Origin of the sequence: Agrobacterium sp. B1(2019) (genome assembly GCF_008274755.1) — a bacterium.
Taxonomy (GTDB): Bacteria; Pseudomonadota; Alphaproteobacteria; order Rhizobiales; family Rhizobiaceae; genus Agrobacterium; species Agrobacterium salinitolerans.
Window position 1 is genome coordinate 2,152,381 of sequence record NZ_VTPB01000001.1, and the last position, 26,693, is coordinate 2,179,073.

32 protein-coding genes and 1 tRNA gene are annotated in these 26,693 nt (G+C 58.9%); 24 read left to right on the forward strand and 9 right to left on the reverse strand.

Going from position 1 to position 26,693, the window contains the following annotated elements; translation table 11 throughout:
* Positions 1-118: 118 nt before the first annotated feature.
* The 7 genes from AGR1_RS10770 to motA form a co-directional block, all read right to left on the reverse strand.
* Positions 119-1,411: a flagellin gene (locus AGR1_RS10770; protein WP_149146904.1), complete on the reverse strand. Its 1,293-nt coding sequence runs from the start codon at positions 1,409-1,411 to the stop codon at positions 119-121.
* Positions 1,412-1,719: 308 nt separating this feature from the next.
* Entirely contained in the window at positions 1,720-2,157 is a 438-nt protein-coding gene (locus AGR1_RS10780) for a hypothetical protein (RefSeq protein ID WP_080791370.1), read from the reverse strand.
* Between the two features lie 5 nt (positions 2,158-2,162).
* Complete coding sequence (gene flhB / locus AGR1_RS10785) at positions 2,163-3,245, reverse strand: flagellar biosynthesis protein FlhB (RefSeq protein WP_080791371.1); 1,083 nt, start codon at positions 3,243-3,245, stop codon at positions 2,163-2,165.
* Between the two features lie 125 nt (positions 3,246-3,370).
* The gene (gene fliG / locus AGR1_RS10790; RefSeq protein ID WP_080791372.1) at positions 3,371-4,414 is read right to left on the reverse strand and encodes a flagellar motor switch protein FliG; all 1,044 of its coding nucleotides are present in this window, start codon (positions 4,412-4,414) and stop codon (positions 3,371-3,373) included.
* 27 nt (positions 4,415-4,441) lie between these two features.
* Positions 4,442-4,981: a flagellar motor switch protein FliN gene (gene fliN, locus AGR1_RS10795; protein ID WP_080791373.1), complete on the reverse strand. Its 540-nt coding sequence runs from the start codon at positions 4,979-4,981 to the stop codon at positions 4,442-4,444.
* 64 nt (positions 4,982-5,045) lie between these two features.
* The gene (locus tag AGR1_RS10800; protein ID WP_187772113.1) at positions 5,046-6,005 is read right to left on the reverse strand and encodes a FliM/FliN family flagellar motor switch protein; all 960 of its coding nucleotides are present in this window, start codon (positions 6,003-6,005) and stop codon (positions 5,046-5,048) included.
* Positions 6,002-6,874, reverse strand: a complete 873-nt coding sequence (gene motA, locus AGR1_RS10805) for a flagellar motor stator protein MotA (RefSeq protein WP_020010426.1) — start codon at positions 6,872-6,874, stop codon at positions 6,002-6,004. Before motA ends, AGR1_RS10800 begins: the two co-directional genes overlap by 4 nt.
* Positions 6,875-7,060: 186 nt before the next feature.
* Between motA and AGR1_RS10810 the strand changes: the two genes are divergently transcribed.
* The 4 genes from AGR1_RS10810 to AGR1_RS10825 are packed head-to-tail and all read left to right on the forward strand — an operon-like array spanning position 7,061 to position 10,561.
* Positions 7,061-7,840, forward strand: coding sequence for a DUF1217 domain-containing protein (locus tag AGR1_RS10810; protein ID WP_149147333.1), 780 nt, complete (start codon positions 7,061-7,063; stop codon positions 7,838-7,840).
* Between the two features lies 1 nt (position 7,841).
* Positions 7,842-8,576, forward strand: a complete 735-nt coding sequence (gene flgF / locus AGR1_RS10815) for a flagellar basal-body rod protein FlgF (RefSeq protein ID WP_065114846.1) — start codon at positions 7,842-7,844, stop codon at positions 8,574-8,576.
* Between the two features lie 11 nt (positions 8,577-8,587).
* Positions 8,588-9,994: a flagellar protein export ATPase FliI gene (gene fliI / locus AGR1_RS10820; protein ID WP_080791374.1), complete on the forward strand. Its 1,407-nt coding sequence runs from the start codon at positions 8,588-8,590 to the stop codon at positions 9,992-9,994.
* A 3-nt stretch (positions 9,995-9,997) separates the two neighbouring features.
* A complete protein-coding gene (locus AGR1_RS10825) occupies positions 9,998-10,561 on the forward strand; it encodes a hypothetical protein (protein WP_121459705.1) in 564 nt (187 codons plus the stop codon).
* Positions 10,562-10,727: 166 nt separating this feature from the next.
* On the opposite strand, the gene AGR1_RS10830 is transcribed toward AGR1_RS10825, so the two are convergent.
* Positions 10,728-11,378, reverse strand: a complete 651-nt coding sequence (locus AGR1_RS10830) for a LysE family translocator (RefSeq protein ID WP_080791375.1) — start codon at positions 11,376-11,378, stop codon at positions 10,728-10,730.
* Between the two features lie 284 nt (positions 11,379-11,662).
* On the opposite strand from AGR1_RS10830, the gene flgB reads away from it, so the two are divergent.
* The 14 genes from flgB (at position 11,663) to AGR1_RS10900 (ending at position 21,555) form a co-directional block, all read left to right on the forward strand.
* Positions 11,663-12,055: a flagellar basal body rod protein FlgB gene (gene flgB / locus AGR1_RS10835; RefSeq protein ID WP_080791376.1), complete on the forward strand. Its 393-nt coding sequence runs from the start codon at positions 11,663-11,665 to the stop codon at positions 12,053-12,055.
* A 3-nt stretch (positions 12,056-12,058) separates the two neighbouring features.
* Positions 12,059-12,478 (forward strand): flagellar basal body rod protein FlgC, encoded by a 420-nt coding sequence (gene flgC, locus AGR1_RS10840; RefSeq protein ID WP_020811275.1) that lies wholly within the window; start codon positions 12,059-12,061, stop codon positions 12,476-12,478.
* Positions 12,475-12,810 carry a flagellar hook-basal body complex protein FliE gene (locus AGR1_RS10845; RefSeq protein WP_080791377.1) on the forward strand — a complete coding sequence of 112 codons (336 nt, stop codon included), beginning with the start codon at positions 12,475-12,477 and terminating at the stop codon, positions 12,808-12,810. The genes flgC and AGR1_RS10845 overlap by 4 nt, the downstream gene beginning before the upstream one ends.
* A gap of 17 nt (positions 12,811-12,827) precedes the next feature.
* Positions 12,828-13,616, forward strand: coding sequence for a flagellar basal-body rod protein FlgG (gene flgG, locus AGR1_RS10850; protein ID WP_077983409.1), 789 nt, complete (start codon positions 12,828-12,830; stop codon positions 13,614-13,616).
* Positions 13,617-13,636: 20 nt separating this feature from the next.
* Positions 13,637-14,125 (forward strand): flagellar basal body P-ring formation chaperone FlgA, encoded by a 489-nt coding sequence (flgA, locus tag AGR1_RS10855; protein ID WP_080791378.1) that lies wholly within the window; start codon positions 13,637-13,639, stop codon positions 14,123-14,125.
* Positions 14,122-15,243 (forward strand): flagellar basal body P-ring protein FlgI, encoded by a 1,122-nt coding sequence (locus AGR1_RS10860; protein WP_149146906.1) that lies wholly within the window; start codon positions 14,122-14,124, stop codon positions 15,241-15,243. The genes flgA and AGR1_RS10860 overlap by 4 nt, the downstream gene beginning before the upstream one ends.
* On the forward strand, positions 15,240-15,776 hold the full coding sequence (locus AGR1_RS10865; protein WP_080791380.1) for a MotE family protein: 537 nt from the start codon (positions 15,240-15,242) through the stop codon (positions 15,774-15,776). Before AGR1_RS10860 ends, AGR1_RS10865 begins: the two co-directional genes overlap by 4 nt.
* Entirely contained in the window at positions 15,773-16,492 is a 720-nt protein-coding gene (gene flgH, locus AGR1_RS10870; RefSeq protein ID WP_077983413.1) for a flagellar basal body L-ring protein FlgH, read from the forward strand. Before AGR1_RS10865 ends, flgH begins: the two co-directional genes overlap by 4 nt.
* A gap of 27 nt (positions 16,493-16,519) precedes the next feature.
* Entirely contained in the window at positions 16,520-17,020 is a 501-nt protein-coding gene (locus tag AGR1_RS10875) for a flagellar basal body-associated FliL family protein (protein ID WP_149146907.1), read from the forward strand.
* The gene (gene fliP, locus AGR1_RS10880; RefSeq protein WP_059760555.1) at positions 17,017-17,754 is read left to right on the forward strand and encodes a flagellar type III secretion system pore protein FliP; all 738 of its coding nucleotides are present in this window, start codon (positions 17,017-17,019) and stop codon (positions 17,752-17,754) included. Before AGR1_RS10875 ends, fliP begins: the two co-directional genes overlap by 4 nt.
* A gap of 372 nt (positions 17,755-18,126) precedes the next feature.
* Entirely contained in the window at positions 18,127-19,002 is an 876-nt protein-coding gene (locus AGR1_RS10885) for a flagellin (RefSeq protein ID WP_080791382.1), read from the forward strand.
* 153 nt (positions 19,003-19,155) lie between these two features.
* Complete coding sequence (locus tag AGR1_RS10890; RefSeq protein ID WP_187772114.1) at positions 19,156-19,383, forward strand: hypothetical protein; 228 nt, start codon at positions 19,156-19,158, stop codon at positions 19,381-19,383.
* A 25-nt stretch (positions 19,384-19,408) separates the two neighbouring features.
* Entirely contained in the window at positions 19,409-20,371 is a 963-nt protein-coding gene (locus tag AGR1_RS10895; RefSeq protein ID WP_080791383.1) for a flagellin, read from the forward strand.
* A 242-nt stretch (positions 20,372-20,613) separates the two neighbouring features.
* The gene (locus tag AGR1_RS10900) at positions 20,614-21,555 is read left to right on the forward strand and encodes a flagellin (RefSeq protein ID WP_080791384.1); all 942 of its coding nucleotides are present in this window, start codon (positions 20,614-20,616) and stop codon (positions 21,553-21,555) included.
* Positions 21,556-21,743: 188 nt separating this feature from the next.
* Here the strand turns inward: AGR1_RS10900 and AGR1_RS10905 are convergent.
* Positions 21,744-21,818: transfer RNA gene (locus AGR1_RS10905), tRNA-Thr, on the reverse strand.
* Positions 21,819-21,973: 155 nt separating this feature from the next.
* On the opposite strand from AGR1_RS10905, the gene AGR1_RS10910 reads away from it, so the two are divergent.
* The 6 genes from AGR1_RS10910 to AGR1_RS10935 all read left to right on the forward strand — a co-directional run bounded on the left by AGR1_RS10910 (position 21,974) and on the right by AGR1_RS10935 (position 26,589).
* Positions 21,974-22,240, forward strand: coding sequence for a hypothetical protein (locus AGR1_RS10910; RefSeq protein ID WP_149146908.1), 267 nt, complete (start codon positions 21,974-21,976; stop codon positions 22,238-22,240).
* Between the two features lie 101 nt (positions 22,241-22,341).
* Complete coding sequence (murA, locus tag AGR1_RS10915) at positions 22,342-23,634, forward strand: UDP-N-acetylglucosamine 1-carboxyvinyltransferase (protein ID WP_080791386.1); 1,293 nt, start codon at positions 22,342-22,344, stop codon at positions 23,632-23,634.
* Positions 23,635-23,748: 114 nt separating this feature from the next.
* Positions 23,749-24,189 carry a DUF2948 family protein gene (locus AGR1_RS10920; protein WP_080791387.1) on the forward strand — a complete coding sequence of 147 codons (441 nt, stop codon included), beginning with the start codon at positions 23,749-23,751 and terminating at the stop codon, positions 24,187-24,189.
* 133 nt (positions 24,190-24,322) lie between these two features.
* Entirely contained in the window at positions 24,323-25,621 is a 1,299-nt protein-coding gene (gene hisD, locus AGR1_RS10925) for a histidinol dehydrogenase (RefSeq protein ID WP_149146909.1), read from the forward strand.
* 3 nt (positions 25,622-25,624) lie between these two features.
* Positions 25,625-26,098, forward strand: coding sequence for a UPF0262 family protein (locus AGR1_RS10930; RefSeq protein WP_137409753.1), 474 nt, complete (start codon positions 25,625-25,627; stop codon positions 26,096-26,098).
* 2 nt (positions 26,099-26,100) lie between these two features.
* A complete protein-coding gene (locus AGR1_RS10935; RefSeq protein ID WP_149146910.1) occupies positions 26,101-26,589 on the forward strand; it encodes a low molecular weight phosphatase family protein in 489 nt (162 codons plus the stop codon).
* The last annotated feature ends 104 nt before the right edge of the window (positions 26,590-26,693 follow it).

Below are 26,693 nucleotides of genomic sequence, written 5' to 3' on the forward strand. Positions count from 1 at the left end.
TGCAATCCGCCCCATATTGACCCGACGTTAGGTGTTCAAACTTGTGCGAAGATGAAGGCGGGCTCGATCAGCAAGCCTGCGCCCCTTCACCCCCTCGCGGCCACGCCGGCCAGATCCGTTACTTGAAGAGCTGGAGGATATTTTCCGCATTTGCGTTGGCGATGGAGAGCGCCTGGATGCCGAGCTGCTGCTGCGTCTGCAGCGCTTTCAACCTGGTCGATTCCTCGTTCATGTCAGCATCGACGAGACGGCCGACGCCCTTGTCGATCACATCCATCAGGCTGGAGACGAAATTGTCCTGCATGCTGATGCGGCTCTGCAGCGAACCGAGGCTGGAAGCCGTGCTGGTCATCGCCTCAAGCCGCCGGTCCACGAAAGACATCATCATGTCGATGGCGTCGGCATCGGTATAGGTCGTGCCGCCGCCGGCAAAACCGCCCATGGCTGCCGCGACGACGTCAAGCTTGGCGAGATCGAGGGTGGAGACGGAAAACTCGAGGGAACGACCGGTTGAAGCCGTTCCACTGCTGGTGTCGTAAAACCAGTCGTTGCTGCCGGTGTCCCGATAGGCTGGGGAAACGGTGACGCCGCCGCTCGACGGATCTGTCGCCGTTACCTTGACCCATACATTTTCGGCGAGTCGCAGATAATTGTCGGTTCCGTTGCCGTAGACATTCGGATCCGTATTCGTGTCCGCCGTCGCGGCATTCAGCGCGCCGATCTGTGCATCGGTCAGCTTCGGGACGACATAACCCGTATCCGTCGTCGTTCCAGCCGTCGTTGACGTCTGGGTGACTTCATATTCCGTCTTGCTGACAAAAACGGCGTTCTTGTCGAGAATCCCGAGCTTTCCGCCACTGAGGTCGAAAAGCACGGTGCTGCCGTCGAGCGTGTAGTCGACGGTGGTGACCCCGACATTGCCCGAGCCCGTGCGCGTGAAGGATGCAACGACCTTTTTGATGATCGCTTCTTCAACCGGCGGCGTGCCGCCGTTGCTGATGCTGGCCTGCAGCCAGTTTTCACCCGAGAAGGAGGCCGATTCGGAGATGCTCTTCAGCTGTTCCTGAAGCTGTTTGATTTCATCCTGAATCTTGCTGCGGTCGGCGCCCACGCCGTAGGCCGCAACCAGCTTGGCCTTAATCTGCTTGACGACCTCAATCGTGCTTTCAAGCGCATCGTAGGCGGTGTCGACCTTGGCCGCTCCCAGACCCAAAGCATCCTGCACGGCCGAAAGCGCATTATTGTCAGAGCGCATCGTCGTTGCAATGGACCAGTAGGCGGCATTATCCGCGGCCGTCTCGACACGGTAGCCGGAAGATACGCGCGCCTGTGTTGTCTCAAGGCTCTTGTCGATCATGCGCAGGGTTTGCAGCGCGGCCATCGCCGCCGCATTGGTCAAAATGCTGGTCATGGGGTCCACCCAACTCAAAATTTAAAAAGAAATCCGGCGCGGTGCCGACAACGAGCAGAAGCATCATGCGCATCGCCAATGGTCTGAACCGACCACCGCGACCTGCCGTTCGTTAACAAATCGTTAATGCGATAGGTAACAAAGAACGAGACTGATTTGCAAGGCGTTCCTGACCTTCGCAGCCGGGTTTCGCATAAACCGGCAGGCTTCAGGCAAGCTCGGGTTAAAACGCACCGGAAGGAGGCCGTTGCGCCCGCGATTTCGGCGCGCGCAACAGACATGATGGAAATATGCAGCGGGTGATCCGATTAAGCCGCTTCGCCCTGACGGGTGGGCACGAATCGGGCAGCCGTGAGGCTTTGACGAAGAAACTCGGTGTTCTCGTCCGGGTTTTCGGAAGGGTTCTGAAAAGAGACGTGATTGATCTCGATCGCCGCATGCTCGTTGGCGAGTGTCAATCGCGCATAGACCGTGGCGCCCTTCGGCTTCAGCTCGAGATCGAGAACGATCTCCGGCGCGCCTTCCCATTCGAGCTTATATTCGCCGCCGGTGCCGAAATTGATCGTACCAGGATGGTAATAAAGCTCAGCCGCCGAGGAAACGAGGTCGGCGATGCTGCCGTAGCACTCGAATCGGAGCAGCGAAATCAGGTCGGCCGGGTCTAACAATCGAAGTTCGGTGGCGATCGGGTTGATCGCCTCTGCGACGATCATTTCCCGCTGTTCGGAATAGGCGGATTTTTTCATTGGTTTTATTGAACCCGTATTTTCGGTGACTTCATGGCGTAAACCCGGTGAACGAGTTCCGCCACAGCCTTGTAAAAGACTGGTGGAATCACACTATCTACCGAGACTTGCGCAAACATGGAGCGTGCAAGCGGCGGGTCTTCAAAAACGGGGATATTATTTTCTTCCGCAATCTCGCGGATTTTCAATGCGATAAGGTCCTGGCCCTTGGCGACGACGACAGGGGCGTCGCCTTCTTCGCGCACGTAACGAAGTGCTACCGCGAAGTGCGTCGGGTTGGCGATCACGAGCGTCGCGCGCGGCACGTTGTTGATCATGCGGCGGCGGGCACGGTCACGGGCAATCGAGCGCTGGCGGGACTTGACCACCGGGTCACCCTGCGACTGTTTGTATTCTTCCTTCACCTCGTGCTTCGTCATTTTCAGCTGGCTGAACCAATGATGGCGCGTCCACAAGACGTCCACGGCGGCGAGCAGCGCTGTCGAGAGCAGGATGACCACCATCATTTTCTTGACGATTTCAACCACCCGCACGAAAATCACCTGCGGATCGGAAAACATCAGATCGATGAGACTGTAGAAATCACCGCGAAGCGCGAAGAACATGATGACCGAAACGATCATGATCTTGAACACCGATTTGGCGAATTCCACAAAGCCCTGCTTGCTATAGATACGGGTGAAGCCCTTTGCCGGTGAAATGCGCGACCATTGCGGACGCACCCGCTCCAGCACCGGCGACGGCAGGTTCTGCAGGAAAGACGAGGCAAGCCCGAACACGATGAACATGATCATGGCCGGCATAAGCAGATAAGCAACGGACGTGCCGAGAAAATAGAGCAGCGACAGGGCATCCGGCCGGGTGCTGAGGTTCCATTGTTCGGGCTGGCCGAACAGGTCCTTCAGGGTAACACCGAGACGACCGGCACCATCGGGCAGGAAAAAAACCAGATAGCAGTAAAAGGCGAGCGACGATGCAAAGATCGGCACTTCGCGCGAAAATGGAAGATTGCCTTTTTCCGCCGCATCACGAAGTTTTTTCTCCGTGGGGTCTTCTGTTTTACTGTCCTTGTCCTGATCGTCTGCCAAGGCACGTTCCCGAAATAAAAAAGGCCCGCCGATCCCGGCAGGCCGTCATCCCGAAACTAGCGCCCGTGAGCGGCCACCGCAATGGCCGGTTTCGGCGTAAAAGCCGGTTATCAACCGGCTTCCGCTTAAGCTGCGGCTGGCTGGTCTTCCGCGGAAGTTTCCTTCAGCTGGATCTGGCCGGAATTGGCGAGCCGGATCGCTTCTTGAGCGACGGCGCGACGTGCGATCGCCACTTCGCGGGTATTGATCGAGGCTTGCGGCACGGAAAGGTCCGATTCGATCATACGGCGCTGGCGCGGGCTGATGCTGGAGAGCACGCATTCCTTGATTTCCATCGTGGCGCCGCGCAGCGCCATCGTCAGAACATCGGCCGAGACATCGTTGAGCAGCAGGACGCGGCTGCGCTGCGGCATGAACATGAGGTCGTCGAAGAGGAAGATCTTCGGCTTGACCTTGTTTGCGGCTTCCTTGCTGAGCGTCTCGAGCGAGCTGAGCAGCGTATCGACCTGCGGCTTGTCCAGTTCGTTCATCAGATCCGCAACCTTCGTGGAACCGCCGGCATTGCGCTCGGCCTCGATTTCATTGATCAGATTGACCACACGTTTCTCGATGATCTGGGCGGCCGTGGGGCTGACTTCCTTCATGTTGACGGTACGATTCATGATATCGGCGCGCTGCTCTTCCGGAATGGTCAGGAGAACCTTCGCGCCGAAGGAAGAAGGCAGCATGGAGAGGATATAGGCGATGGTCTGCGGATGCTCGCGCAACAGGAACTTGCCGACGAATTCCGGCTCGGCTTCCTGCAGACGGTCCCAGATCGACGCTTCATAGGCCTGGAAGGCGGCACGGCGACCGAGAAGGCTGTCGACCTCTTCAGGCGTCAGCCCCTCTTCGAGAATGCTTTCGATTGCCTTGGCATTGTCCATCAGGCCTGTTCCTTCGGTGAACAGGTCTTCGAATTCCGCCACGATCTGCGCGAGTTCGTCCGGAGGAATGACGCGCAGGGTCTGGGCCGAGGAAATGATCATCTGCAATTCGTGCTGCGTGAAAAACTTCAGCAGCTTGCCGGCGACGCCCTTGCCCATGGCAAGAAGCACCGCGGCCGCCTTGTCGGCCTGAGACAACGGCTTGCCCGCAATGGGGTTACCGAAATCTTCAAAGTCCATCATGGTCTTTCCTCTCCGTCCCCACAGGGATCAGGCTTTCTTCGTACTCAGTACTTCAATCAATTTTACGCCGAAGCGCGTATCGTCGTCTTCCAGAACCGTTATTTCACCGCGCGCAATACGGCGGCCATTCACCATGATTTCAACCGGCTCGCCGATCTTGCGGTCGAGTGCGATTGTTGCTCCTTCTTCAAGGCTCATCAGCCCCGAAACGAGCATTCTGCTGGTGCCGAGAACGATCTGGACATCGATCGGGATGTCCATGATCATTTCCATGTTTTCGGACAATCCGCTGCCAAGCGGCGCCTTCACACCCGCAACCTGGGGGGCGGCGGCGAAATCGTCCATCGCAAAATCGTCCGTTCCGCCACCGAAGGCGGATAGGTCGGTGTCCGTCGAAACCTCGTCCGTCGTTCCGAAATCGCCAAAGTCGCCGAAGTCGGATAGCGAGCCTTCCGCATCCGTCTTGAGGACGCCACGCAGATCGCCGATAGCCTGGTCGAGGTCGCCGCCGTCTTCAAACGACGGCAGCGCCGCATCATCGGTCACAGGTGTTTTCTTCGTAGCCATGCGCTGATTATTCCCTTTGAAACTTGCGTCAACCTGCCCAAATCCTCGAAGGCCGGGCAGGATTTTAACCCATCAAATGTCGTAAGATCTCGTCGTCAGAGCTGACATTGTTCTTCACCCGAACCATGTAGCGGTCGCCGGACTTGCCGAATTCGCAATTGTAGAGCTTGGAACCGTTGGCGCTGACCTCAACGCCGATATCGTCCTGCTTCAGAGCCTGAAACGGAATGACATCGCCGGCCACCAGCTTGGAAATCGTCCTGAGCGTCAGTGTTTCGAGCTTGATTCGCGCCTCGAGCGTGACCTGCGATCGCTTCACCTGCTCCGAAATCATCTCCATCCATTCCTCCTGCTTCTTCAGCGCCTGGGCTGAAGCCTTGGGGGCGACGATGGAAGTCTTGAGCAGGGGGCGCTGCGGCACGATCAGCGAGAACTCCGACGATACCTTGCCAATATCGACCTTCAGGCGGATGGTCACGCCGTAAAGGCCGGCGATCATCTCGTCAAAGGCGCTTTTACCGCTGGAATTGAAGGGCGGATCGATGGTCGCCTCAAAACCGCCCGGCGCGTTGACACCCGAGCGCAGGACACCTGCGATGCGGCCAAGAACCATGGCCGCGAGATCAAGCTCGATATGGGAGAGGCTGCGCTCGTCCGGCTCGCCAATCATGTCCGGCGACGCGCCCAGCATGCGCTCCATGAGCGCGATGACGAAACCGTTGCCGACCGTCATCATGAAATTGGGGCACCAGTTGCGCAGGGAACAATCGGCAACCGCGACATTGCGCCCGACATTGGCAATGAGATCGGTCATCAGTCCCGATTCGGAACCGACATATTCGACGTCGATCGCGATGCCGGTCTCGCTGTGGAAGATGTCTGGCAGGAACTCGCTGTAGAGATGGCCGATATCGGAACCGATCTTGGCGATCGTCTTGCGATCGGATAACCCGCCCGTCAACTTTGCCAGAAGGGCCGTGTCGATGGTCGGTGCTTGTTGCGCTGCAGCTTTTGCCATCGTCATGCCGCCTTGTTTTCGCCGCCGGGGTTCATCATCTCCTGCTCGACGGCGTCAATAGACGGCCGCTCATAGTTGGAGATGGTCTTGCGACCATATTCGAGCGCGACCTGCGGCACCGAGCCGTTCATGTAGGCGATCAGCGTCTGCTTGACGATGATGTAGAGGCGGTGCTGCTTGGTGCGGACGATCTTGACCTGGGACGCCAGCGGGTTGCAGATCGAATAAGACAGGATGATGCCGAGCATGGTGCCGACCAGTGCGGCGCCGATGAGGCCGCCCAGCACTTCCGGCGATTCGTTGATCTTGCCCATGGCCTTGATGACGCCGAGAACCGCCGCGACGATACCGATGGCGGGGAAGGAATCCCCCATGGTGGTAATCGCGTGATAAGGTTTCAGCTTGTCGTTCAGGATGGTTTCGATTTCTTCATCCATCAGCGCCTCGATTTCGTGGCTGCGGGCGTTGCCGATGATGATGAGGCGAACATAGTCGCAGATGAACGAGGTCAGTTCCTTGTTCTTCAGAACCGATGGCGCGCTCTGGAATATCGAGGATTCTTCCGGATTGTCGATATGGGCCTCGATCTCGTTGCGCGATTTCGTGCGCAGGTCGCGCATCAGCGAATAGAGCACGCCGAGCACGTCGAGATAGTTTCGCTCCTTCGGGACCGAATGCTTGAAGGCCTCGCCGAGCGCCTTGCCCGAATCCTTCACGACTTTCATGGGGTTCGCCATGATGAAGCCGCCGAGACCGGCGCCGCCGATGATCATCAATTCGAACGGCTGAACCAGCACGTCCAGATGACCGCCCATCGCCATGTAGCCGCCGATGATGCAGCCGAAGGTGATTATAAGTCCAATTACAATATTCATTGATCGACCACGCTCGAACAGTGTTCCATGACGCCATGTCTAAAAAATGTGGCTTGCGTGAACCTGTCCGCAAAGCCTCTCTCGCATTCCTGTCTCCAGCCAGTTTCGCACAAGCAAGCCACGGCACTATGCCGACAAAGGCGGACGTGCGCCTTGAGATCGGGATCAAACGAGAGCGGCGGTTCAGTGACTTCCACCTACACCAGCTACAGACTGATCAGTCAGGATATCGGCAAATCGCTTGAGCGGGTGTCGGAGCAGCCCGACGTGGCGCGCGAGACCGAATATTATCGCGCGAAGATCGGCGCCGTGAAATCCATCGACGACTTCATGGCCGATACGCGCCTTTACAATTACGCTCTGAAGGCCCACGGCCTTGAGGACATGGCCTATGCGAAGGCCTTCATCCGCAAGGTGCTGACAGAAGGTGCCTCGGACAAGGACGCTTTCGCCAACAAGCTTTCCGACAGCCGTTATGCGGATTTTGCGAAGTCGCTGGATTTTGCCGGCCTTGGCGCAGCGGCGACTTCGGTCGACGCGGCCCAAACGGGCGTCATCAGCAAATACACGCGCCAGACCCTGGAACAGGAAGCCGGTGACGACAATAACGGTGTCCGGCTCGCCCTTTATTTCGAACGCAAGGCATCAACCATCACATCCGGCCTCGATTTTCTCGCCGACGACGCGCTCGCGCAGGTGTTTCGCACAACGTTCAACCTGCCCGACGCATTTTCCGCGGCCGATATCGACAAACAGGCGGCGCTCATCGAAAAGAGCATCAATATCAAGGATCTGCAGGACCCCGAAAAAGTTAGAAAGCTGCTCGAGCGTTTCACCATCATGTGGGAAATGCAAAACCCCTCGACGACCTACGACCCTTTGGCCGTTTTCGGCTCCTCCAGCGGCTACGGCATTTCCCCTGACCTGCTGATCTCGATCAACTCCCTGAAACTCGGAGGCAAATGATATGCAATCCGGACTATATGTCGCCCTCTCCTCACAGATCGCGCTGGAGCGCCGTCTCACCACCATTTCCGACAATATGGCGAATGTGAATACCGTCGGTTTTCGCGGTTCCGAAGTGAAATTCGACGAAATGGTCGCCAAGAACCACAATGACATGAACGCCCGGGTGGCCTTCGTTTCGCAGGGCAACGACTATCTTTCCACTCGTCAGGGCGCTTTCGAGCAGACTGGCAATTCCTTCGATTTCGCCATCAAGGGCGATGCCTGGTTTTCGCTGGATACCCCCGATGGCCAGATTCTGACCCGCGACGGCCGTTTCACCATGCGTCCGGACGGCGCGCTCATCTCCTCGAGCGGTTATCCCGTTCTAGATGCCGGCGGCGGTCCGATCCAGCTCAATCCGAATGGCGGCCCGATCACCGTCGGTCTCGATGGAGCCATCCGGCAGAACGAAAACATCGTCGCTACCCTCGGTATCTTTCAGGCGGATTTTTCGCAAGGTTTCCTGCGTCATCCCAATAGCGGCGTGAAGCCGGTGGCCCAGCCGGTTCCGGTGGTCAACAATCATGAAGTCGGCGTCGTTCAGGGTTACCTCGAACAGTCAAATGTCAACGGCATTTCCCAGATGACCCAGCTCATCCAGGTCAACCGCGCCTTTGAAAGCATCTCCTCGCTGATGCGCGATACCGAATCGACCTTCGGCGAGGGCATCAAGACGCTTGGCGGCGCGCGTTGAGGAACTGAGTGATGACAATGCCGGAATCCATGCTCTCGGCTGATGCCATTTCACCGAAGCTCGCGCAGCTGGCGAGCCTTGCCGGGCATTATGCCGATCCGGAGTTTTCGGTGGCGCATGGCGGTCATGTCCGCACGATCGCCGCCGGGCACTATACGGTTTCCGGCCTGTCACGGCATGTGCGGCTCGGAGAATTCGTCGCCCATCGCAGCGCGACCGGCATTCATCTCGGCGAAGTGGTGCGCGTGGAGCCGGACATCTGCTATGTCTGCCCCATCGAGCCCGGCGAGCCGATCGGCATTCACGACACCGTCATCCGCAAGGGCGCTTTCCGCGTCGCGCCCGACGATAGCTGGTGCGGCCGCACGATCAACGCGCTGGGCGAACCTATCGACAATCAGGGGCCGCTTGCGCCGGGCATTGAACGCCGCTCGATTTCAAACAACGCACCACCTTCAATGACCCGCAAGCGCGTGGAGACACCCTTTAAGACGGGTGTCCGCGCTATCGATATCTTCTCGCCGCTTTGCCTCGGCCAGCGCCTCGGCATTTTCGCCGGTTCGGGTGTGGGCAAATCCACGTTGCTGTCAATGCTCGCCAAGGCAGACGCCTTCGACAAGGTGGTGATTGCGCTTGTCGGCGAACGCGGCCGTGAAGTGCGCGAATTCATCGAAGACACGATGGGCGAGAATATGAGCAAGTCCATCGCGGTTGTCGCCACGAGCGACGAAAGCCCGATGCTGCGAAAAATGGCCCCGCTTTCCGCCGTTACCATCGCCGAGCATTTTCGCGATCAGGGCGACAATGTCCTACTCATCATCGACAGCGTGACGCGATTTGCCCATGCGATCCGCGAAGTGGCGGTCGCTTCCGGCGAACCGCCCGTCGCACGCGGTTATCCCGCCTCGGTCTTTACCGAACTGCCGCGCCTTCTCGAGCGGGCGGGACCGGGCGCCGAAGGCACTGGCACCATCACCGCCATCGTCTCCATCCTCGTGGATGGCGACAATCACAACGACCCGATTGCCGATTCGACCCGCGGTATTCTCGATGGCCATATCGTGCTTGACCGCAGCCTTGCCGAAGAAGGCCGTTACCCGCCGATCAATCCGCTCGCCTCGATCTCGCGTCTCGCCAAGAAGGCCTGGACGCCGGATCAGGAGAAGCTGGTCTCGCGCCTCAAGGCGCTGGTGCATCGCTTCGAGGAAACCCGGGATCTTCGCCTCATCGGCGGTTATCGGCCCGGCACCGACCCCGATCTCGACATGGCGGTGAAGCAGGTGCCGATCATCTATGAAACGCTGAAACAACTGCCGAGCGAGCCGGCGGCGCAGGATGCCTATGCTGACCTTGCCACCGCATTGCGCGGCGGCGCGCAGAACGGTCAGCCGCAGGTAACCCCGAGAATGAGAGGCTGACCCGTGAGGAAAAAGCGGAACGACAATAGCCACGATGAAGACGTGCTGCCCAGGCCCGTTTTCTTTACACCCGACCGTATTCTCGCGTGGACGGGCATCGGGCTCGCCGCAGCAGCAGCCTTTTTCCCCTGGTACGTGTTTTTCAACGAAGAAAAATTCGGCATGAAGGTGGCGGGCGGCGATCGCACGCGCGATCTGCCCCATACCGGCCCGCGGGAAGTCTTCAGCGTTTCGCCGATGGCCATGACCAACCGCAACAAGGAAGACACCCCACCGCCGGCGGAGCTGCCCGACATGCTGACGACGGCAACCGTGAATGCAGGCGGCAAGGAAAAACAGAACGACCTGGCGGCCGGGATCGAGGACCAGCCTTTCCCCGGCCAGACATCCTTTCGTTTGCTGCATGTATCCAATGGCCGCGCCCTGATCGAAGACGGTTCGGGCATGTATATGGTGAGGGTCGGCTCGACCCTGCCTGACAATGCGCTGCTGACGAAGATCGAGCAACGCAACGGCGAGTGGCTGATAGAGACGTCCTCCGGAAGAACCTATCATCCGGAAAAATAGTCCGGCCACCCTTGAGCGGAAGGCCGTGTTGCGGATCTCGGTGACAACACTCCCAAAGCAAAACTTCCCGATGACCGCCGCAAAGACCTCTTTGCGGCGGCATTCCATCGGTAATCTTGGCTATCCCCGCAGTAGCCTTCAGGGACGGCTCTGCAAGTCCCGCGGTTTATTTTCTCTGGTTGCCGGCAAAAGCCGCCGTCACACCGAGACCGATATAGACGAAACCGCTGACCCAACGTTCGGCGCTGAGATAAACCGGGCTGCGCTTCAGCCAGTTGCCGGCCGTTCCCGCCACAAGGGCATATGTCCCATCCGTCAAAACGCCGATCACCGTGTAGAGAATGCCGAGAAAAGCGATCTGCATTGCCACATGGCCCCTTCCGACCTCCACGAACTGCGGCAGGAAAGCCAGAAAGAACAAAGCCGTCTTCGGATTGAGGAGGTTGACGATGAAGCCCTCGCGAAAGATGCGCATGCGGCTGCGCGTCGGCAAACCGCCCTCGATATCGGGAATGTCCGACGAGCCGAAGAGCTTTTTGAGGCCAAGCCAGATCAGATAGGCCGCACCGGCATATTTCACCACGCTGAAGGCGAGCGCAGACGAGGCGAGCAGCGCCGACAATCCGACAGCGGCAGCGACGACATGAACAAGCGTCGCCGTATGGATGCCAAGGATCGAAACGAGACCGGCGGAACGACCCTGCTCGACCGAGCGTGCGAAGATATAAAGGACTGCGGGGCCGGGCACGAGAAGCAGCACCAGCGTAGCGCTGATGAACAGGCCGAGATTGGCGGCACTTGGAATTACCAGATCCATGATTGTCTCCCATCGTTCTCACCACTCTAGCGCTAATATCGGGCCGCGTTCAAGGTGAATCGAATCCGCTTCCGACCCACCCTGCACGGCGCTCTCTGGAATGGGCGTGACAGCCGCATTTGGTCATTCAAAGCGACGCGTGCCGCAATGGAGACATGCGCTTTTATCTCCGGCAGACCCTCTTCCGTCCCGCGTCCGGCCCTTGGCCAGCGCCGTCTCCCCTCCCCGCAAGTCTGACGCAAGATTAGCCCCGTAGGTTCGGGCCATACGAGATGGAGAAGTCTATGCAACCGATTCAACTGTTCGAACTGGCATCCCGCCAAGCGGAATGGCTGAGCGTGCGGCAGGAAGTCGTGGCGACCAACATCGCCAACGCCAACACACCCCAGTTCCGCGCCAAGGATGTCAGCCCTTTCGAAGCGGTCATGCAGGCCACCAGCCAGCAGGTCGGCATGGCCAGGACCAATCCTGCCCACTTTGGCGAGAGCACCCTCAGCGACAATATCGCGGTGCGCGACAACCCGGTCAATAACGAGATCGGCATGCAGGAATCGGGCAATTCGGTCGCGCTTGCGGAAGAAATGACCAAGACCGGCGAGATCAAGCGGCAGTACGAGCTGAACGCCAATCTCGTCAAATCCTTCCATCGCATGATGCTGATGACGGTTAAGAGGTAAGCCATGGATCCCTTGAGTGCAGCGAGCAAGATTGCCGGCAGCGGCCTGGAAGTGCAGTCCACGCGACTGCGCATCGTCTCCGAAAACATCGCCAACGCCAGATCGACCGGCGACACCCCCGGAGCCGACCCCTATCGCCGCAAGACCATCACTTTCGGGTCCGAGCTCGACCGCGTCAGCGGCGTGGAGCGCGTGACGGTGAAGAAGCTCGGCGTCGACCGTGGCGATTTCATCAACGAATACGACCCCGGCAACCCGGCCGCCGACAGCAACGGCATGGTGAAGATGCCGAACGTCAACATCCTGATTGAAATGGCGGACATGCGCGAAGCCAACCGCAGCTACGACGCCAATCTTCAGGTCATCCGCCAGACACGCGACCTCGTCGCCTCCACAATCGACCTTCTGAAGGCATCGCAATGATCGACGGTATCAAGCAAGTCAGTTCCCTTTCGCTCACCCGCGGCGCAAGCGGTATTTCCTCGCTGACGGAAAGTGTTTTCGGCAGCGAGCAGACGACGCCCGCCCAGCAGACGGGCGCAAGCTTCGCCAGCGTTCTCGGCAACGTATCGATTGATGCGATGAACAATCTGAAGAAGGCGGAAGTCGCTTCCTTCGAAGGCATTCAGGGCAAGGCGAATACGCGTGAAGTGGTCGATGCCATGCTTTCGGCCGAACAGTCGCTGCAGACCGCCATCGCGCTCCGAGACAAGATCGTGTCGGCCTATCTCGACATTACCAAAATGCAGATCTAGCCCACAGGAATATTGACATGAGAGCTCTTGCCATCGCTGCCACCGGTATGGACGCCCAGCAGACCAATCTGGAAGTCATTGCCAACAACATCGCCAACATCAACACCACCGGCTACAAGCGCGCGCGTGCGGAGTTCACCGACCTTCTTTACCAGACCGAGCGCATGCAGGGCGTGCCGAACCGAGCCAACCAGGCGATCGTGCCCGAGGGCGCCAATATCGGTCTCGGCGTACAGACCTCGGCCGTGCGCAACATCCACACCCAGGGCAATCTGATCGAGACCGGCAACAAGCTGGACGTCGCGATCATCGGCCAGGGCTGGTTCCAGATCGAGGCGGCCGACGGTTCGACGCTCTACAGCCGCGCAGGCGCCTTCAACAAGAATGCCGACGGCAATCTCGTGACGGTCGACGGCTATAACGTCATTCCCAACATCAATATCCCGACGGACGCGCAGGACATCACCGTGACCCGCACCGGTCAGGTCACGGCCCGCATCGGCAATGCCACCGATTTCACCGAACTCGGCCAGCTGACCATCGCCAACTTTGCCAATGAAGCAGGCCTGAAGCCGCTGGGCGACAACCTCTTTGCCCAGACGCCGGCCTCCGGCGATGCGGTCGTCGGCGTGCCGGACGATCCGAGCTACGGCTACATCAAGCAATCCTACCTCGAAGGCTCGAACGTCGACGCCGTCAAGGAAATCACCGATCTGATCACGGCGCAGCGCGCCTACGAGATGAATTCCAAGGTCATCACCACCGCTGACGAAATGGCTTCGATTGTCAGCAAGAACCTGAAGTAAGAACGGAAAGGCAGGCGAACATGAGGTTTGGCCGGAAACATAGCAGCAGCAGAACGGCGCTTGTCCGTATGTGCCTTGCGTCTGCCTTTTCACTGGGGGCTCTTGCCCCCGCCCTTGCGCAGGCGCCGATGGCGCTGGTCCCGACGCGCACCATCTATCCGGGCGAGACCATCTCGCCCGACCAGGTGAAGCCTGTCGAAGTGACCAATCCTAATATTTCCTCGGGTTATGCGAGCGATATCAGCGAAGTGGAAGGCATGATCTCCAAGCAGACCCTGCTTCCCGGCCGCACGATCCCCGTTGCCGCCTTGCGTGAACCGTCGCTCGTCACGCGCGGCACCAGCGTCAAACTCGTCTTCACAATCGGCAATATGACGCTGATGGCTTCGGGAACGCCGATGACCGACGGCTCGCTCGGCGAAGTCGTGCGGGTACGCAACATCGATTCCGGCGTGATGGTCAGCGGCACGGTCATGAGGGACGGAACCATTCAGGTGATGGCGAAATGAGAGTGCTTCCTATCCTGGCCGCGGCCGTTCTGTTTTCGGCCCAACCTTTCCTCTCGCTGCCCGCAGCCCATGCGGATACCTCCCGTATCAAGGATATCGCATCGCTACAGGCCGGGCGTGACAACCAGCTGATCGGCTACGGTCTCGTGGTCGGCCTGCAGGGCACGGGCGACAGCCTGCGCTCCTCGCCGTTTACCGAGCAATCCATGCGCGCGATGCTGCAAAACCTCGGCATCACCACGCAGGGCGGCCAGTCGAACGCCAAGAACATCGCCGCCGTGATGGTGACAACCAATCTGCCACCCTTCGCCAGCCCCGGCAGCCGTGTCGACGTGACAGTCAGCTCGCTGGGCGACGCCTCGTCGCTGCGCGGCGGCACCCTCATCATGACTTCGCTTTCCGGCGCAGACGGCCAGATTTACGCGGTCGCTCAGGGTGCGCTGATCGTCAACGGCTTTTCCGCACAGGGCGATGCCGCAACGCTGACCCAAGGCGTCACCACCTCCGCCCGCGTGCCGAACGGCGCAATCATCGAGCGCGAACTGCCGTCCAAGTTCAAGGATTCGGTCAATCTGGTCCTTCAGCTGCGCAATCCCGATTTTTCGACCGCTGTGCGCGTCGCCGATGTCGTCAACGCCTTTGCCCGCGCCCGTTACGGAGATGGCATCGCCGAGCCGCGCGATTCGCAGGAAATCGCGGTGCAGAAGCCGCGCACCGCTGATCTGACGCGACTGATGGCGGAAATCGAAAATCTGACGGTCGAGACGGATACGCCTGCCAAGGTCGTCATCAACGAACGTACCGGCACCATCGTCATCGGTGCGGATGTGCGCATTTCCCGCGTCGCCGTCAGCTACGGAACGCTGACCGTGCAGGTGACGGAATCGCCGCAGGTCATCCAGCCGGCGCCATTTTCGCGCGGCCAGACAGCCGTGCAGCCGCAGACGGATATCATGGCCATGCAGGAAGGCAGCAAGGTCGCCATCGTTGAAGGGCCTGACCTTCGCACGCTGGTTGCCGGTCTCAACAGCATCGGGCTCAAGGCGGACGGTATCATCGCCATTCTGCAAGGCATCAAATCCGCCGGCGCCCTTCAGGCGGAGCTTGTGCTGCAATGATGGAACATCAGAAGAAAAACGTATTCCCGAATGGCCTTACTCGCTTCGCGGCCGTCGCCTCGCTGCTAGTCCTGCTGCCGGCCGCCGGCGCGGAAAGCCAGCAGAATGTGGTGTCCGAACTCAGCACGCAGGATGAAATCCAGAAATTCTGCACCAACATCGCCGATGCGGCCCGCGACCAGCGTTATCTCATGCAGAAGCAGGAGCTGGAAAAGCTGCAGTCCGACGTCAACGAACGTATTGCCGTGCTGGAAGACCGCAAGGCGGAATATGAGGACTGGCTGGCGCGCCGCGAACATTTTCTCGCCCAGGCGAAAGCCAATCTCGTTGATGTCTACAAGACGATGAAGCCGGATGCCGCAGCACCCCAGCTCGAAAAGATGCATGTGGAGATCGCCGCCGCCATCATCATGCAGCTGCCGCCGCGCCAATCCGGCCTGATCCTCAGCGAAATGGATGCGGCGAAAGCCGCAACCGTCGCCGGCATCATGTCGCAGGCAACCGACAAAAACACTTCGAAGGATCCTTCATGACCGCGCGTCGTCTTCCGGCCCTCCTCCTGCCGCTCGCTCTGCTTGCCGGCTGCCAGAACAACCAGACCCTGAAGGAAATCGGCAACGCACCTGCGATGAGCCCGATCGGCAGTGGCCTGCAATTCAGCCAGACGCCGCAGATGGGCATGTATCCCAAGCAGCCGAAGCACATGGCCAGCGGCTATTCGCTATGGAGCGACAGCCAGGGTGCGCTGTTCAAGGACCTTCGCGCGCTCAACATCGGCGACATTCTGACCGTCAACATCCAGATCAATGACAAGGCCGATTTCGACAATGAGACCGAGCGCAACCGCACCAATGCCAGCGGCCTGAACTGGAAGGCCAAGGCCGAAATCTTCGGCTGGACCCCGGAAGCGGACTCGAGCATCAAATACGGCTCCGACACCGACACCCAGGCGAAGGGCAAGACCAAGCGTTCCGAAAAGCTGACGCTGCTGGTGGCCGCCGTGGTGACAGGCATTCTGGAAAACGGCAACCTCATCATCAGTGGCTCGCAGGAAGTGCGCGTGAACCACGAAATCCGCATCCTCAACGTCGGCGGTATCGTCCGGCCGCAGGATGTCGATGCCCAGAACATGATCTCCTACGAGCGCATCGCCGAAGCACGCATCTCCTATGGCGGCCGCGGACGTCTGACGGAAGTGCAGCAGCCCCCGGTCGGGCAACAGGTCGTCGACCTGTTCTCGCCGCTCTGACGCCGGTACACGGGAACGGACTGACCCATGGAAAACGAACAGGTAGAGGGCAAGAAAAAATCTTCCCCTCTGGTCATGACCATCGCAGGCGTTGCGATCCTCACCCTGCTCGGTGCGGGTGGCGGCTGGCTCGTGGGCGGCATGATTGCGCCGAAGATCGCTGGCGCGGAGGCCCATGCCACGGCCGCTGCCGGCGGGCATGGTGACAAAAAAGACGAGGGTATCGAGAAAATCTCGGCTGAGGCGAACGGCATCGTCCAGCTCGATCCCATCACCACCAACCTCGCTTATCCCTCAACGAACTGGGTGCGGCTGGAAGTGGCGCTGATGTTCAAGGGGCCGGTCGAGGTGGGTCTGGCGGAAGACATACACCAGGATATTCTCGCCTATGTCCGTACCGTTTCCCTTCAGCAGCTGGAAGGGCCGCGCGGCTTTCAATATCTTAAGGATGACATTCAGGAACGAGTTGACCTGCGCTCTCAAGGGCGCGTATCCAAGGTCATGTTCCGGACCTTTGTCATCGAATGATTCGATTTCTTGTAACCATCGCCGTCCTCCTCGCCTTGCCGGGTCTTGCCAGTGCCCAGCAATTCCCGTCCGATCTGTTCAATACGCAGATAGACGGCTCCGTCGCGGCTTGGATCATCCGCACCTTCGGCCTGCTGACGGTTCTGTCGGTCGCGCCGGGCATCCTGATCATGGTCACGAGCTTTCCGCGCTTCGTGATCGCCTTCTCGATCCTCAGATCCGGCATGGGACTGGCTTCGACCCCTTCCAACATGATCCTGCTGTCGATGGCTATGTTCATGACCTTCTACGTCATGTCGCCCACCTTCGACAAAGCCTGGACCGATGGCGTGCAGCCGCTTCTGCAGAACCAGATCAACGAACAGCAGGCCGTGCAGCGCATTGCGGAGCCCTTCCGTACTTTCATGAACGCCAATACGCGTGACAAGGATCTGAAGCTGTTCGTCGATATCGCCCGCGAGCGTGGACAAGAAGTGATGACCGACAATGTCGTCGACTACCGCGTGCTGGTTCCGGCCTTCATGCTGTCGGAAATCCGGCGCGGTTTCGAGATCGGCTTCCTCATTATCCTGCCGTTTCTGGTCATCGATCTGATCGTCGCCACCATCACCATGGCCATGGGCATGATGATGCTGCCGCCCACCTCGATCTCCCTGCCGTTCAAGATTTTGTTCTTCGTGCTGATCGACGGCTGGAACCTGCTCGTCGGCAGCCTCGTCAGATCGTTCAACTGACGGCCTTTGTGCCGGATTGACACCCGTTAACCCTGTTCTTTAACCCCGCGTGCCCAAGGCCGCGGGGTTTTCGCATTTTGATGCTTTGTTTACCATCTTCGCTAGCGCCTGAGTAACTATATTTATAAACAAAAAAATCACCATTTAACTAAACAACTCAGTAACCATAAGTATTTTCCAGTATTTCTTGGCGCTCAAATTAATAATTGCGCAATTTTTCGCTGCGAAATTCCAATCACACGCAGCGGGTTTGGTTTCCGAAACTAAGAATTTCTGGACCGAGTGGCATGAAGCCGAAACGTTGTGACCGGTAATACCAAGTCCGGAATGTCCCCACTCCAGTATCTCGTAAAAACAAGGGACACATTTATTATGGCAAGCATTCTCACCAATGTCGGCGCAACCGCCGCTCTCCAGACTCTCCGCTCGATTGCTTCCAACATGGAAGACACGCAGGGCCGCATTTCCTCCGGTCTGCGCGTTGGCTCGGCTTCCGACAACGCTGCTTACTGGTCGATCGCAACGACCATGCGTTCGGACAATGAAGCTCTTGGTGCCGTTCAGGACGCCCTCGGCCTCGGCGCTGCGAAAGTAGACACGGCCTATGCAGGCATGGAAGCTGCTATCGACGTCGTGAAGGAAATCAAGAACAAGTACGTTGCCGCCAGCGAGCAGACTGCGGACCGCGCCAAGATCCAGGAAGAAATCACCCAGTTGAAGTCGCAGCTTATTTCGATCGCAGAAAGCGGTTCGTTCAACGGCGAAAACTGGCTGCTCAATGATCTCAGCTCCGCGAACAAAACGGTGGTTTCCGGCTTTGTCCGTGCTGCTGACGGCACGACGTCCGTTAAGACGACGGCTTATACACTTTCGGCAACCAACGTACTGTTCGAAGCTGCTGCCGGCACCGGCGGTATTCTGGGCGCCTCCTACGCTCTGGCGGACATGGACGCGACGACGACCGATGCAACCGTCGCAACCAACCTCAGCACCGTCGAAACCGCTCTGAAGGCGATGACGAGCGCTGGCGCCAAGCTCGGCTCTGTTTCCATGCGTATCGACCTGCAGCAGGACTTCGCAACGAAGCTCTCCGACTCCCTCGAAAAGGGCATTGGCCGCCTCGTCGACGCCGACATGAACGAAGAGTCCACCAAGCTGAAGGCTCTGCAGACGCAGCAGCAGCTGGCAATCCAGGCTCTGTCGATCGCCAACAGCGACTCGCAGAACATTCTGTCGCTCTTCCGCTAAGAGCCGAGCTTCTCATAGCCCTTCGGGGCTGGGGGATCCATTTCTTCCCATAAGCAAACGGGGGCTGACCGAACGCAGATTGGGATAGAAAGCATAAAGGTCCGAAAGGCTGAATCGGACTGAATGCATGCATGAGGCCGCATCCGGAAACGGATGCGGCCTTATCTTTTTCTTAAACTTTCGGGGATACGCGCGCGTGCGCGCGAGGGTTGCAATTTTAAATTTGCCGGGGATGAATTTCTTTCCACGCTTATCAATTCATTAACCAAACCCGCGTTACCTAATGCTCATCGAAACGGCGAGCTAACGTTAAAAATCAGCCAGTTAGCAGGCATGATGCTGTACGCCGTTCCCGGTGAAACCGGAATGTCCCTTCTTTAATCAGCCATTCAAGGGGCACACTACTATGACGAGCATTATCACGAATGTCGCAGCAATGTCTGCGCTCCAGACCCTGCGCTCTATCGGCCAGAACATGGAATCCACCCAGGCACGCGTTTCCTCCGGCCTTCGCGTCGGCGAAGCTGCGGACAATGCTGCTTACTGGTCGATCGCGACCACCATGCGCTCCGACAACATGGCGCTTTCCTCGGTTTCCGACGCTCTCGGCCTCGGCGCCGCCAAGGTAGACACCGCTTCTGCCGGTATGGAATCGGCAATCGAAGTCGTGAAGGAAATCAAGGCAAAGCTGGTCACGGCAACGGAAGAAGGCGTCGACCGCACCAAGGTTCAGGAAGAAATCGGCCAGCTCCAGAAGCAGCTCGCATCGATCGCACAGGGCGCATCCTTCTACGGCGAAAACTGGCTGGTAGGCGCTTCAACCCTCGGCGCAGCAACGCCCGGCACGGCCCCGGACAAGTCGGTCGTTGCCGGCTTCGTTCGCTCCACCGGTGGCGCCGTTAACGTCACGACCACGAAATACGCCCTCGACAGCACCGCTACCGGCAATACGCTCTTCGGCTCGGTCGACTCGGCAGGCGTTCCGGACACGACCGGCATTCTCGGCACTGTCGGCACGTTCACGACGGTTGCCGCCCAGTCGGTCTACACGCTGGATATCACCCAGTACGCAGCCGCAGACCGCGCCACCAACATGGCAGAAGCCCTGACGCTGGTTGAAAACTCGCTCAAGGCAATGACCAGCGCCGCTGCAAAGCTCGGTTCGCTCTCCATGCGTATCGGCCTGCAGGAAGATTTCGCTTCCAAGCTGTCCGACTCCATCGACAAGGGCGTCGGCCGCCTCGTGGACGCTGACATGAACGAAGAGTCCACCCGCCTCAAGGCCCTGCAGACCCAGCAGCAGCTCGGCGTTCAGGCTCTCTCGATTGCCAACAGCAACTCCGAAAGCATCCTTTCGCTCTTCCGTTAATCGAAGACCGAAAGCGAAAAAATCAACCGCGCCGAAAGGCGCGGTTTTTGTTTGTCCAATGGACCCGAAAAATTAAGAGATTTTTTGATTAAGAGTTCATTAACCAAATCACGGCTAAATCAGCGCATCGAAACGACTCGTTAACCAAGACGAAAAAGAGGTTAACAGGCATCACGCCGCTCAGTCGTTTCCGGCGATCCCGGAATGTCCCTTCCCAATTTAGCCAGCTCAGAGGGGCAATTATGACAAGTATTCTGACAAACACCGCCGCCATGTCGGCGCTTCAGACACTGCGTGCAATCAGCGGCCAGCTCGAAGAAACACAATCCAGAGTATCTTCGGGGCTGCGCGTCAAAACCGCTTCCGACAACGCCGCTTACTGGTCGATCGCGACCACCATGCGTTCGGACAACATGGCCCTTTCCGCAGTACAGGATGCACTTGGACTCGGTGCGGCGAAGATTGATGTCGCCTACTCCGCAATGGAAAGCGCCGTCGAAGTCGTGAAAGAAATCAAATCGAAAATCGTTGCGGCAACCGAAGAGGGCGTCGACAAGACAAAGATCCAGGAAGAAATCGACCAACTGAAAAAGCAGCTGGAATCGATTGCGCAGGGCGCGTCTTTCAGCGGCGAAAACTGGTTGCTGGGCACCGGCGCAAAGACCGTCGTTTCCGGCTTTGTCCGTGACGGCAGCGGTTCCGTCAACGTTACGAAAACCGACTATACGCTTGTCGATACGACGACCGCGACAGAAACACCCAATGTGATTTTTGGACTGACCGGCACGCCCGCAACGCTCGACACCACAAAAGGCATCATCGGAGAGGCCGGAGTAGCCTCGGGCATTTCCGTATGGAGCATCGATCTCAAACTTTTCGATAGCGCAACGCCGCCAACCTACACGATCGGCAATCTTCTCACCGATGTCGAAACCGCGTTTCAGTCTCTAAGCAGCGCCTCCTCCGCCCTCGGCTCCATCAAGATGCGCATCGGCCTGCAGGAAGATTTCATCTCCAAGCTCACCGACTCCATCGACAGCGGCATCGGCCGCCTGGTGGATGCGGACATGAACGAAGAATCAACACGCCTCAAGGCATTGCAGACACAACAGCAGCTGGGCATCCAGTCGCTCTCCATCGCCAATACCAGTTCCGAAAATATCCTGTCGCTATTCCGTCAGTAAGCGGCGCCCGATGGCTACGGGCGGTTTCGTCCCGCTCTGGCAGCAACAGAATATTCGGATACGGAAACCGCGCTTCGCAAGGGGCGCGGTTTTCCATTTGCCGCTAACTGCGTGGCGCACGCATGGATCGTGCAGCCGCAGGCGACCGGTTCAAAAACCACATAAACATTTGAAACTTTGGAGAGAAATGGTGCTGCTAGAGAGATTTGAACTCTCGGCCTCTCCCTTACCAAGGGAGTGCTCTACCCCTGAGCTATAGCAGCATCCGGTGCCGAAGCGTTTGCTTCAGCATCAAGCGTGGCGGCCTATTGCCATAGGTTTTTGACGAGCGCAAGTCGCAAAACGATATTCTTCATCCAGCGGGGCAAAAAAGCGTGCCCCCTGTTGAAAAATGCATTTTTCAGATATTGCTCACTCTATGAACGAACATCATGACAAACAGGCAAAGGCAGCGCTTTTCGCCGGCGCTTCCGCAGAAGCATCCGCCCCGGTGGCCGAGGGTAAGCCGCAGGCAGGGCCCGGCGAAAAGGCGCGGCAGCGCGAGGCGGAACGCAAGGCACGGGCGGCGAAGAAGCTTCGTGAAAACCTTTTGAAGCGCAAACAGCAGGTTCGTGCGCGCCGCGCAGGCGAAGAAGACCAGACGATTGGCCTGCCTGCCGCAAAAACGGACGAATCATCCTCATAGAGAATTCACCAGCATAAAATTGAAACGCCGCGGAAACTCGTCTAAGGAGACGCCTTTCCGCAAGGCACGATAGAAAGGCGGGCACAGGCCCGTAGGGACGCATGGATCGCATCAGAATTACGGGTGGCAACAAGCTCAACGGCGTCATCCCCATCTCCGGCGCAAAAAACGCCGCCTTGCCGTTGATGATCGCATCGCTTCTGACCAGCGACACGCTGACGCTCGAAAATGTGCCGCATCTGGCGGACGTGGAGCAGCTCATCCGCATTCTTGGCAATCACGGCGTCGATATTTCCGTCAACGGTCGCCGCGAAAGCCAGGGCGAGGCCTATTCCCGCACCGTGCACTTCACCTGCCGCACCATTGTCGATACCACCGCCCCTTACGAGCTGGTGTCCAAGATGCGCGCAAGCTTCTGGGTCATCGGCCCGCTTCTGGCGCGTGAGGGCCGCGCCCGCGTTTCCCTGCCCGGCGGCTGCGCCATCGGCACGCGCCCGGTCGACCTGTTCATCGAGGGACTTGAGGCGCTCGGCGCAACGATGGAGATCGACGGCGGCTACATCAACGCCACCGCTCCCAAGGGCGGCTTGATCGGCGCTGTCTATACCTTCCCGAAAGTCTCCGTCGGCGCGACGCATGTGATGCTGATGGCGGCAAGCCTCGCCCGCGGCACCACCGTCATCCACAACGCCGCGCGCGAGCCGGAAGTGGTCGATCTGGCCCATTGCCTGATCGCCATGGGTGCGAAGATCGAAGGCGCCGGCACCTCCACCATCACCATCGAAGGCGTTACCTCTCTCTCCGGCGCGCGCCATCGCGTTCTGCCGGATCGTATCGAAACCGGCACCTATGCCATGGCGGTTGCAATGACCGGCGGAGACGTGGTGCTGGAAGGCACGCGCGCAGCGCTGCTCGATAACGCGCTCGATACGCTCAGGCTTGCAGGCGCCACGATCAGCGAGACGGAGACAGGCCTTCGCGTCGTGCGCAACGGCAACGGCATCCAGCCGGTCGATATCGTCACCGAGCCCTTCCCCGGCTTCCCCACCGATCTGCAGGCGCAGTTCATGGCGCTGATGACCCGTTCGCAGGGCGTCTCCCACATCACCGAAACCATCTTTGAAAACCGCTTCATGCATGTGCAGGAACTCGCCCGTCTCGGTGCGAAGATTTCGCTTTCCGGCCAGATGGCCCGCATCGAAGGCGTCTCCCGCCTGAAGGGCGCGCCTGTCATGGCGACCGACCTGCGCGCTTCCGTATCGCTGGTCATTGCCGGCCTCGTGGCGGAAGGCGAAACCATGGTGTCGCGCGTCTACCACCTGGATCGCGGCTTCGAACGCCTTGAGGAAAAGCTCAACCGCTGCGGTGCGCTGGTCGAACGCGTCAGCGATTGATCCTGTCTTCGCCGCTCATCCGTTTTCTACCCGTTGCAGAGTGGGCCCGGACTGCCTATTTCCAATGTAAGTCATGGAAATAGCGGTCCGCACCGCAGAAGAAGGAAGAAAAAGATGAGCGGCCTGAAATTACTCGCGCTGGATACTGAAGATCTCTCCGTCATTTCGACGCATATGCAGGACAGTGTCTTCAAGCTGAAGGATGTCGCCTTCGAGCCGAAGCATGGCCAATTCACGCTTTCCGCCAACCGTTTCGTCTGGGAAAGCACTGACAAAAAGAACCTGCCGCCGGAACGCTGCCGTAGCGTCGTTTTCCTGAAACGCGTCTCCGCCGTTCGCTCGCAGTCAATCAATCTTGCCGACAGGGAGCAGGTGCTTTCGCTTCTTGCGATGCGCTTCAAACCAAACGGCGAAGGCCCTGATGGCCTTGTGGAACTGGCGCTTTCCGGCGGCGGCACCATCGCTCTTGATGTCGAATGCATCGAGGCGCAATTGACCGATGTGAGCGGTGCATGGGAAACGGCTGCCAAACCGCATCATCCAGACAGCGAATAAGCACACCGCGCCATTGCAACGGTTGCCTTTCGTCACCGTTTCGATTTATGCCACATACCAGAGCCGCAATTTTTCTGCGGTGAGTTCGTGCACCTCGCGGGTCCACCCGCGGGGACTATGAAAGGGTAATGGTGTGGCAATCTGGCTGGAGCGGGCATCGGCTGATTTCGAACAGAAATTCGCGACCTTCCTGACAACCAAGAGAGAAGTTTCCGAAGACGTCAACGCAACCGTTCGCGACATCATCGACGATGTCCGCCATCGCGGCGATGCGGCCCTTGCCCATTATTCCCAGAAATTCGACGGTATCGATTTCACCAAGGTTTCGATGCGTGTCACGGCGGACGAGATCGACGCGTCCTTTGCCGCCGTCGACAGCAGCGTGATCGAAGCCCTCAAACTCGCGGCCCGGCGCATCGAAAAACACCATGCGCGGCAGATGCCGAAGGACGACATTTACGAGGACGAAATCGGCGTAGGCCTAGGCTCGCGCTGGACCGCCATCGAGGCCGTCGGCCTTTATGTGCCGGGTGGCACCGCCAGCTATCCAAGCTCCGTCCTGATGAACGCGGTGCCGGCAAAGGTTGCAGGTGTGGAGCGCATCGTCATGGTCGTGCCGGCCAATGGTGGCGCGGTCAATCCGGCGGTGCTGGCTGCGGCGCGTATTGCGGGCGTCGAGGAAATCTATCGCATCGGCGGCGCGCAGGCCGTCGCCGCACTTGCCTATGGTACGCAAACCATCGCGCCGGTCGCCAAGATCGTCGGCCCCGGCAATGCCTATGTGGCGGCCGCCAAGCGCCAGGTCTTCGGCACCGTCGGCATCGACATGATCGCCGGCCCCTCCGAAGTGCTTGTCATCGCCGACAAGGATAACGACCCTGACTGGCTGGCCGCCGATCTTCTCGCGCAGGCGGAGCATGATCGCGGCGCGCAATCCATCCTCATCACCGACAACGCCGAACTCGGCAAGGCCGTTGAAGTCGCCGTCGAGCGGCAGCTGAAGCGCCTGTCGCGCTCCGAGACGGCGGCGGCAAGCTGGGCCGATTTCGGCGCGATCATTCTGGTCGAAAATCTCGCCGACGCCATTCCGCTCGCCAACCGCATCGCCGCCGAGCATCTGGAACTTGCCGTCGATGACCCGGATACGCTGATGGCCCACATCCGCAATGCGGGTGCGATCTTCGTCGGACGCCATACGCCGGAAGTGATCGGCGATTATGTCGGCGGCTCCAACCACGTGCTTCCGACGGCACGGTCGGCGCGCTTCTCCTCTGGCCTCTCGGTGCTGGATTTCGTCAAGCGCACCTCGATCCTGCGGCTTGGGCTGGAGCAGTTGCGACAGCTTGCGCCCGCAGCCATCACCCTTGCCCGCTCCGAGGGACTGGATGCGCATGCGCGTTCGGTCTCAATTCGCCTCAATCCGGAAAGTTAAGCGATGGCTTCAGGCGATTTCCGGCTCTGCGACGTGGTACTGGACGACAGCATCGGCCGGTCCACGCCCGACGTTGAGCATGAACGCGCCGTCGCCATTTTCGATCTGATTGAAGAAAACAGCTTCGAACCCTTCGGCCATGATGGCGGCCCCTATCGGCTGCATATATCGCTGGTCGATTCCAAGCTGGTTTTCTCAATCCGCACCGAAGACGAGAAGGATGTCGCGACCCATATTCTGTCGCTGACGCCGTTCCGCCGCATCATCAAGGATTATTTCCTGATCTGCGAAAGCTATTACGAGGCGATCCGCTCCTCTACGCCGAGCCAGATCGAGGCTATCGACATGGGCCGGCGCGGCATTCACAATGACGGCTCGCAGACGCTGATGGACCGGCTTTCGGGCAAGATCAGGATAGATTTCGACACGGCGCGCCGCCTCTTCACCCTTGTCTGTGTGCTTTATTGGCGGGGTTAGAGATGATCGATCCTGCCGCAGCACCAAACGAGGGGCGACCGCCCAAATCGGTCCTCTTCATGTGCGGCATGAACTCCATCCGTTCTCCAATGGCGGAGGTCATCGCCAAACGGCTGGTGGCGCCCGGCATCTATATACAGTCGGCAGGCGTGCGGGCCGGCGAGCGCGATCCTTTCGTGGATGCTGTGCTGGAAGAACAGGGATTTTCGCTCGGCAAGCACAAACCACGCACTCTTGACGAGATCGAGGATGATTTTTTCGATCTGATCATTACATTGACACCCGAAGCCCATCATGCCGCACTGGAACTGACGCGCTCGAACTCACTGGACGTGGTCTATTGGCCAACCATGGACCCGACGGTGATCACAGGCACGCGCGAGCAGATCCTCGACGCCTATCGCGAGGTGCGGGACCATCTGGCAAGGTTGATCTCGGAACGACTGCCGAGGCGGCAGCAGCCAGTGGCGGATACGCTTTCAAAAGACTGAAAACTTGCCCGGCCTGTTAAAATCAATCGCGATTTCCAAGCCGATGCTTTAGAGGTTCACAAATGTGCCGGGATTGTGTAGTTTCCGCGCAATTTTCCCGGACT

What these genes read in the sequence shown, in the direction of transcription:
- AGR1_RS10895 (WP_080791383.1), top strand. Translation starts at nt 19,409, where the DNA reads ATGACGAGCATTATCACGAATGTCGCAGCAATGTCTGCGCTCCAGACC.
- AGR1_RS10890 (WP_187772114.1), top strand. Translation starts at nt 19,156, where the DNA reads ATGCGGCCTTATCTTTTTCTTAAACTTTCGGGGATACGCGCGCGTGCG.
- AGR1_RS10830 (WP_080791375.1), bottom strand. Translation starts at nt 11,378, where the DNA reads ATGGATCTGGTAATTCCAAGTGCCGCCAATCTCGGCCTGTTCATCAGC.
- motA (WP_020010426.1), bottom strand. Translation starts at nt 6,874, where the DNA reads ATGAATATTGTAATTGGACTTATAATCACCTTCGGCTGCATCATCGGC.
- flgB (WP_080791376.1), top strand. Translation starts at nt 11,663, where the DNA reads ATGCAACCGATTCAACTGTTCGAACTGGCATCCCGCCAAGCGGAATGG.
- AGR1_RS10910 (WP_149146908.1), top strand. Translation starts at nt 21,974, where the DNA reads ATGAACGAACATCATGACAAACAGGCAAAGGCAGCGCTTTTCGCCGGC.
- flgF (WP_065114846.1), top strand. Translation starts at nt 7,842, where the DNA reads ATGCAATCCGGACTATATGTCGCCCTCTCCTCACAGATCGCGCTGGAG.
- AGR1_RS10875 (WP_149146907.1), top strand. Translation starts at nt 16,520, where the DNA reads ATGGAAAACGAACAGGTAGAGGGCAAGAAAAAATCTTCCCCTCTGGTC.
- fliG (WP_080791372.1), bottom strand. Translation starts at nt 4,414, where the DNA reads ATGATGGACTTTGAAGATTTCGGTAACCCCATTGCGGGCAAGCCGTTG.
- AGR1_RS10885 (WP_080791382.1), top strand. Translation starts at nt 18,127, where the DNA reads ATGGCAAGCATTCTCACCAATGTCGGCGCAACCGCCGCTCTCCAGACT.
- AGR1_RS10800 (WP_187772113.1), bottom strand. Translation starts at nt 6,005, where the DNA reads ATGACGATGGCAAAAGCTGCAGCGCAACAAGCACCGACCATCGACACG.
- AGR1_RS10930 (WP_137409753.1), top strand. Translation starts at nt 25,625, where the DNA reads ATGGCTTCAGGCGATTTCCGGCTCTGCGACGTGGTACTGGACGACAGC.
- fliP (WP_059760555.1), top strand. Translation starts at nt 17,017, where the DNA reads ATGATTCGATTTCTTGTAACCATCGCCGTCCTCCTCGCCTTGCCGGGT.
- AGR1_RS10845 (WP_080791377.1), top strand. Translation starts at nt 12,475, where the DNA reads ATGATCGACGGTATCAAGCAAGTCAGTTCCCTTTCGCTCACCCGCGGC.
- flgH (WP_077983413.1), top strand. Translation starts at nt 15,773, where the DNA reads ATGACCGCGCGTCGTCTTCCGGCCCTCCTCCTGCCGCTCGCTCTGCTT.
- flgA (WP_080791378.1), top strand. Translation starts at nt 13,637, where the DNA reads ATGAGGTTTGGCCGGAAACATAGCAGCAGCAGAACGGCGCTTGTCCGT.
- AGR1_RS10865 (WP_080791380.1), top strand. Translation starts at nt 15,240, where the DNA reads ATGATGGAACATCAGAAGAAAAACGTATTCCCGAATGGCCTTACTCGC.
- fliI (WP_080791374.1), top strand. Translation starts at nt 8,588, where the DNA reads ATGACAATGCCGGAATCCATGCTCTCGGCTGATGCCATTTCACCGAAG.
- AGR1_RS10935 (WP_149146910.1), top strand. Translation starts at nt 26,101, where the DNA reads ATGATCGATCCTGCCGCAGCACCAAACGAGGGGCGACCGCCCAAATCG.
- AGR1_RS10860 (WP_149146906.1), top strand. Translation starts at nt 14,122, where the DNA reads ATGAGAGTGCTTCCTATCCTGGCCGCGGCCGTTCTGTTTTCGGCCCAA.
- fliN (WP_080791373.1), bottom strand. Translation starts at nt 4,981, where the DNA reads ATGGCTACGAAGAAAACACCTGTGACCGATGATGCGGCGCTGCCGTCG.
- AGR1_RS10900 (WP_080791384.1), top strand. Translation starts at nt 20,614, where the DNA reads ATGACAAGTATTCTGACAAACACCGCCGCCATGTCGGCGCTTCAGACA.
- flgC (WP_020811275.1), top strand. Translation starts at nt 12,059, where the DNA reads ATGGATCCCTTGAGTGCAGCGAGCAAGATTGCCGGCAGCGGCCTGGAA.
- murA (WP_080791386.1), top strand. Translation starts at nt 22,342, where the DNA reads ATGGATCGCATCAGAATTACGGGTGGCAACAAGCTCAACGGCGTCATC.
- AGR1_RS10920 (WP_080791387.1), top strand. Translation starts at nt 23,749, where the DNA reads ATGAGCGGCCTGAAATTACTCGCGCTGGATACTGAAGATCTCTCCGTC.
- AGR1_RS10770 (WP_149146904.1), bottom strand. Translation starts at nt 1,411, where the DNA reads ATGACCAGCATTTTGACCAATGCGGCGGCGATGGCCGCGCTGCAAACC.
- flgG (WP_077983409.1), top strand. Translation starts at nt 12,828, where the DNA reads ATGAGAGCTCTTGCCATCGCTGCCACCGGTATGGACGCCCAGCAGACC.
- AGR1_RS10780 (WP_080791370.1), bottom strand. Translation starts at nt 2,157, where the DNA reads ATGAAAAAATCCGCCTATTCCGAACAGCGGGAAATGATCGTCGCAGAG.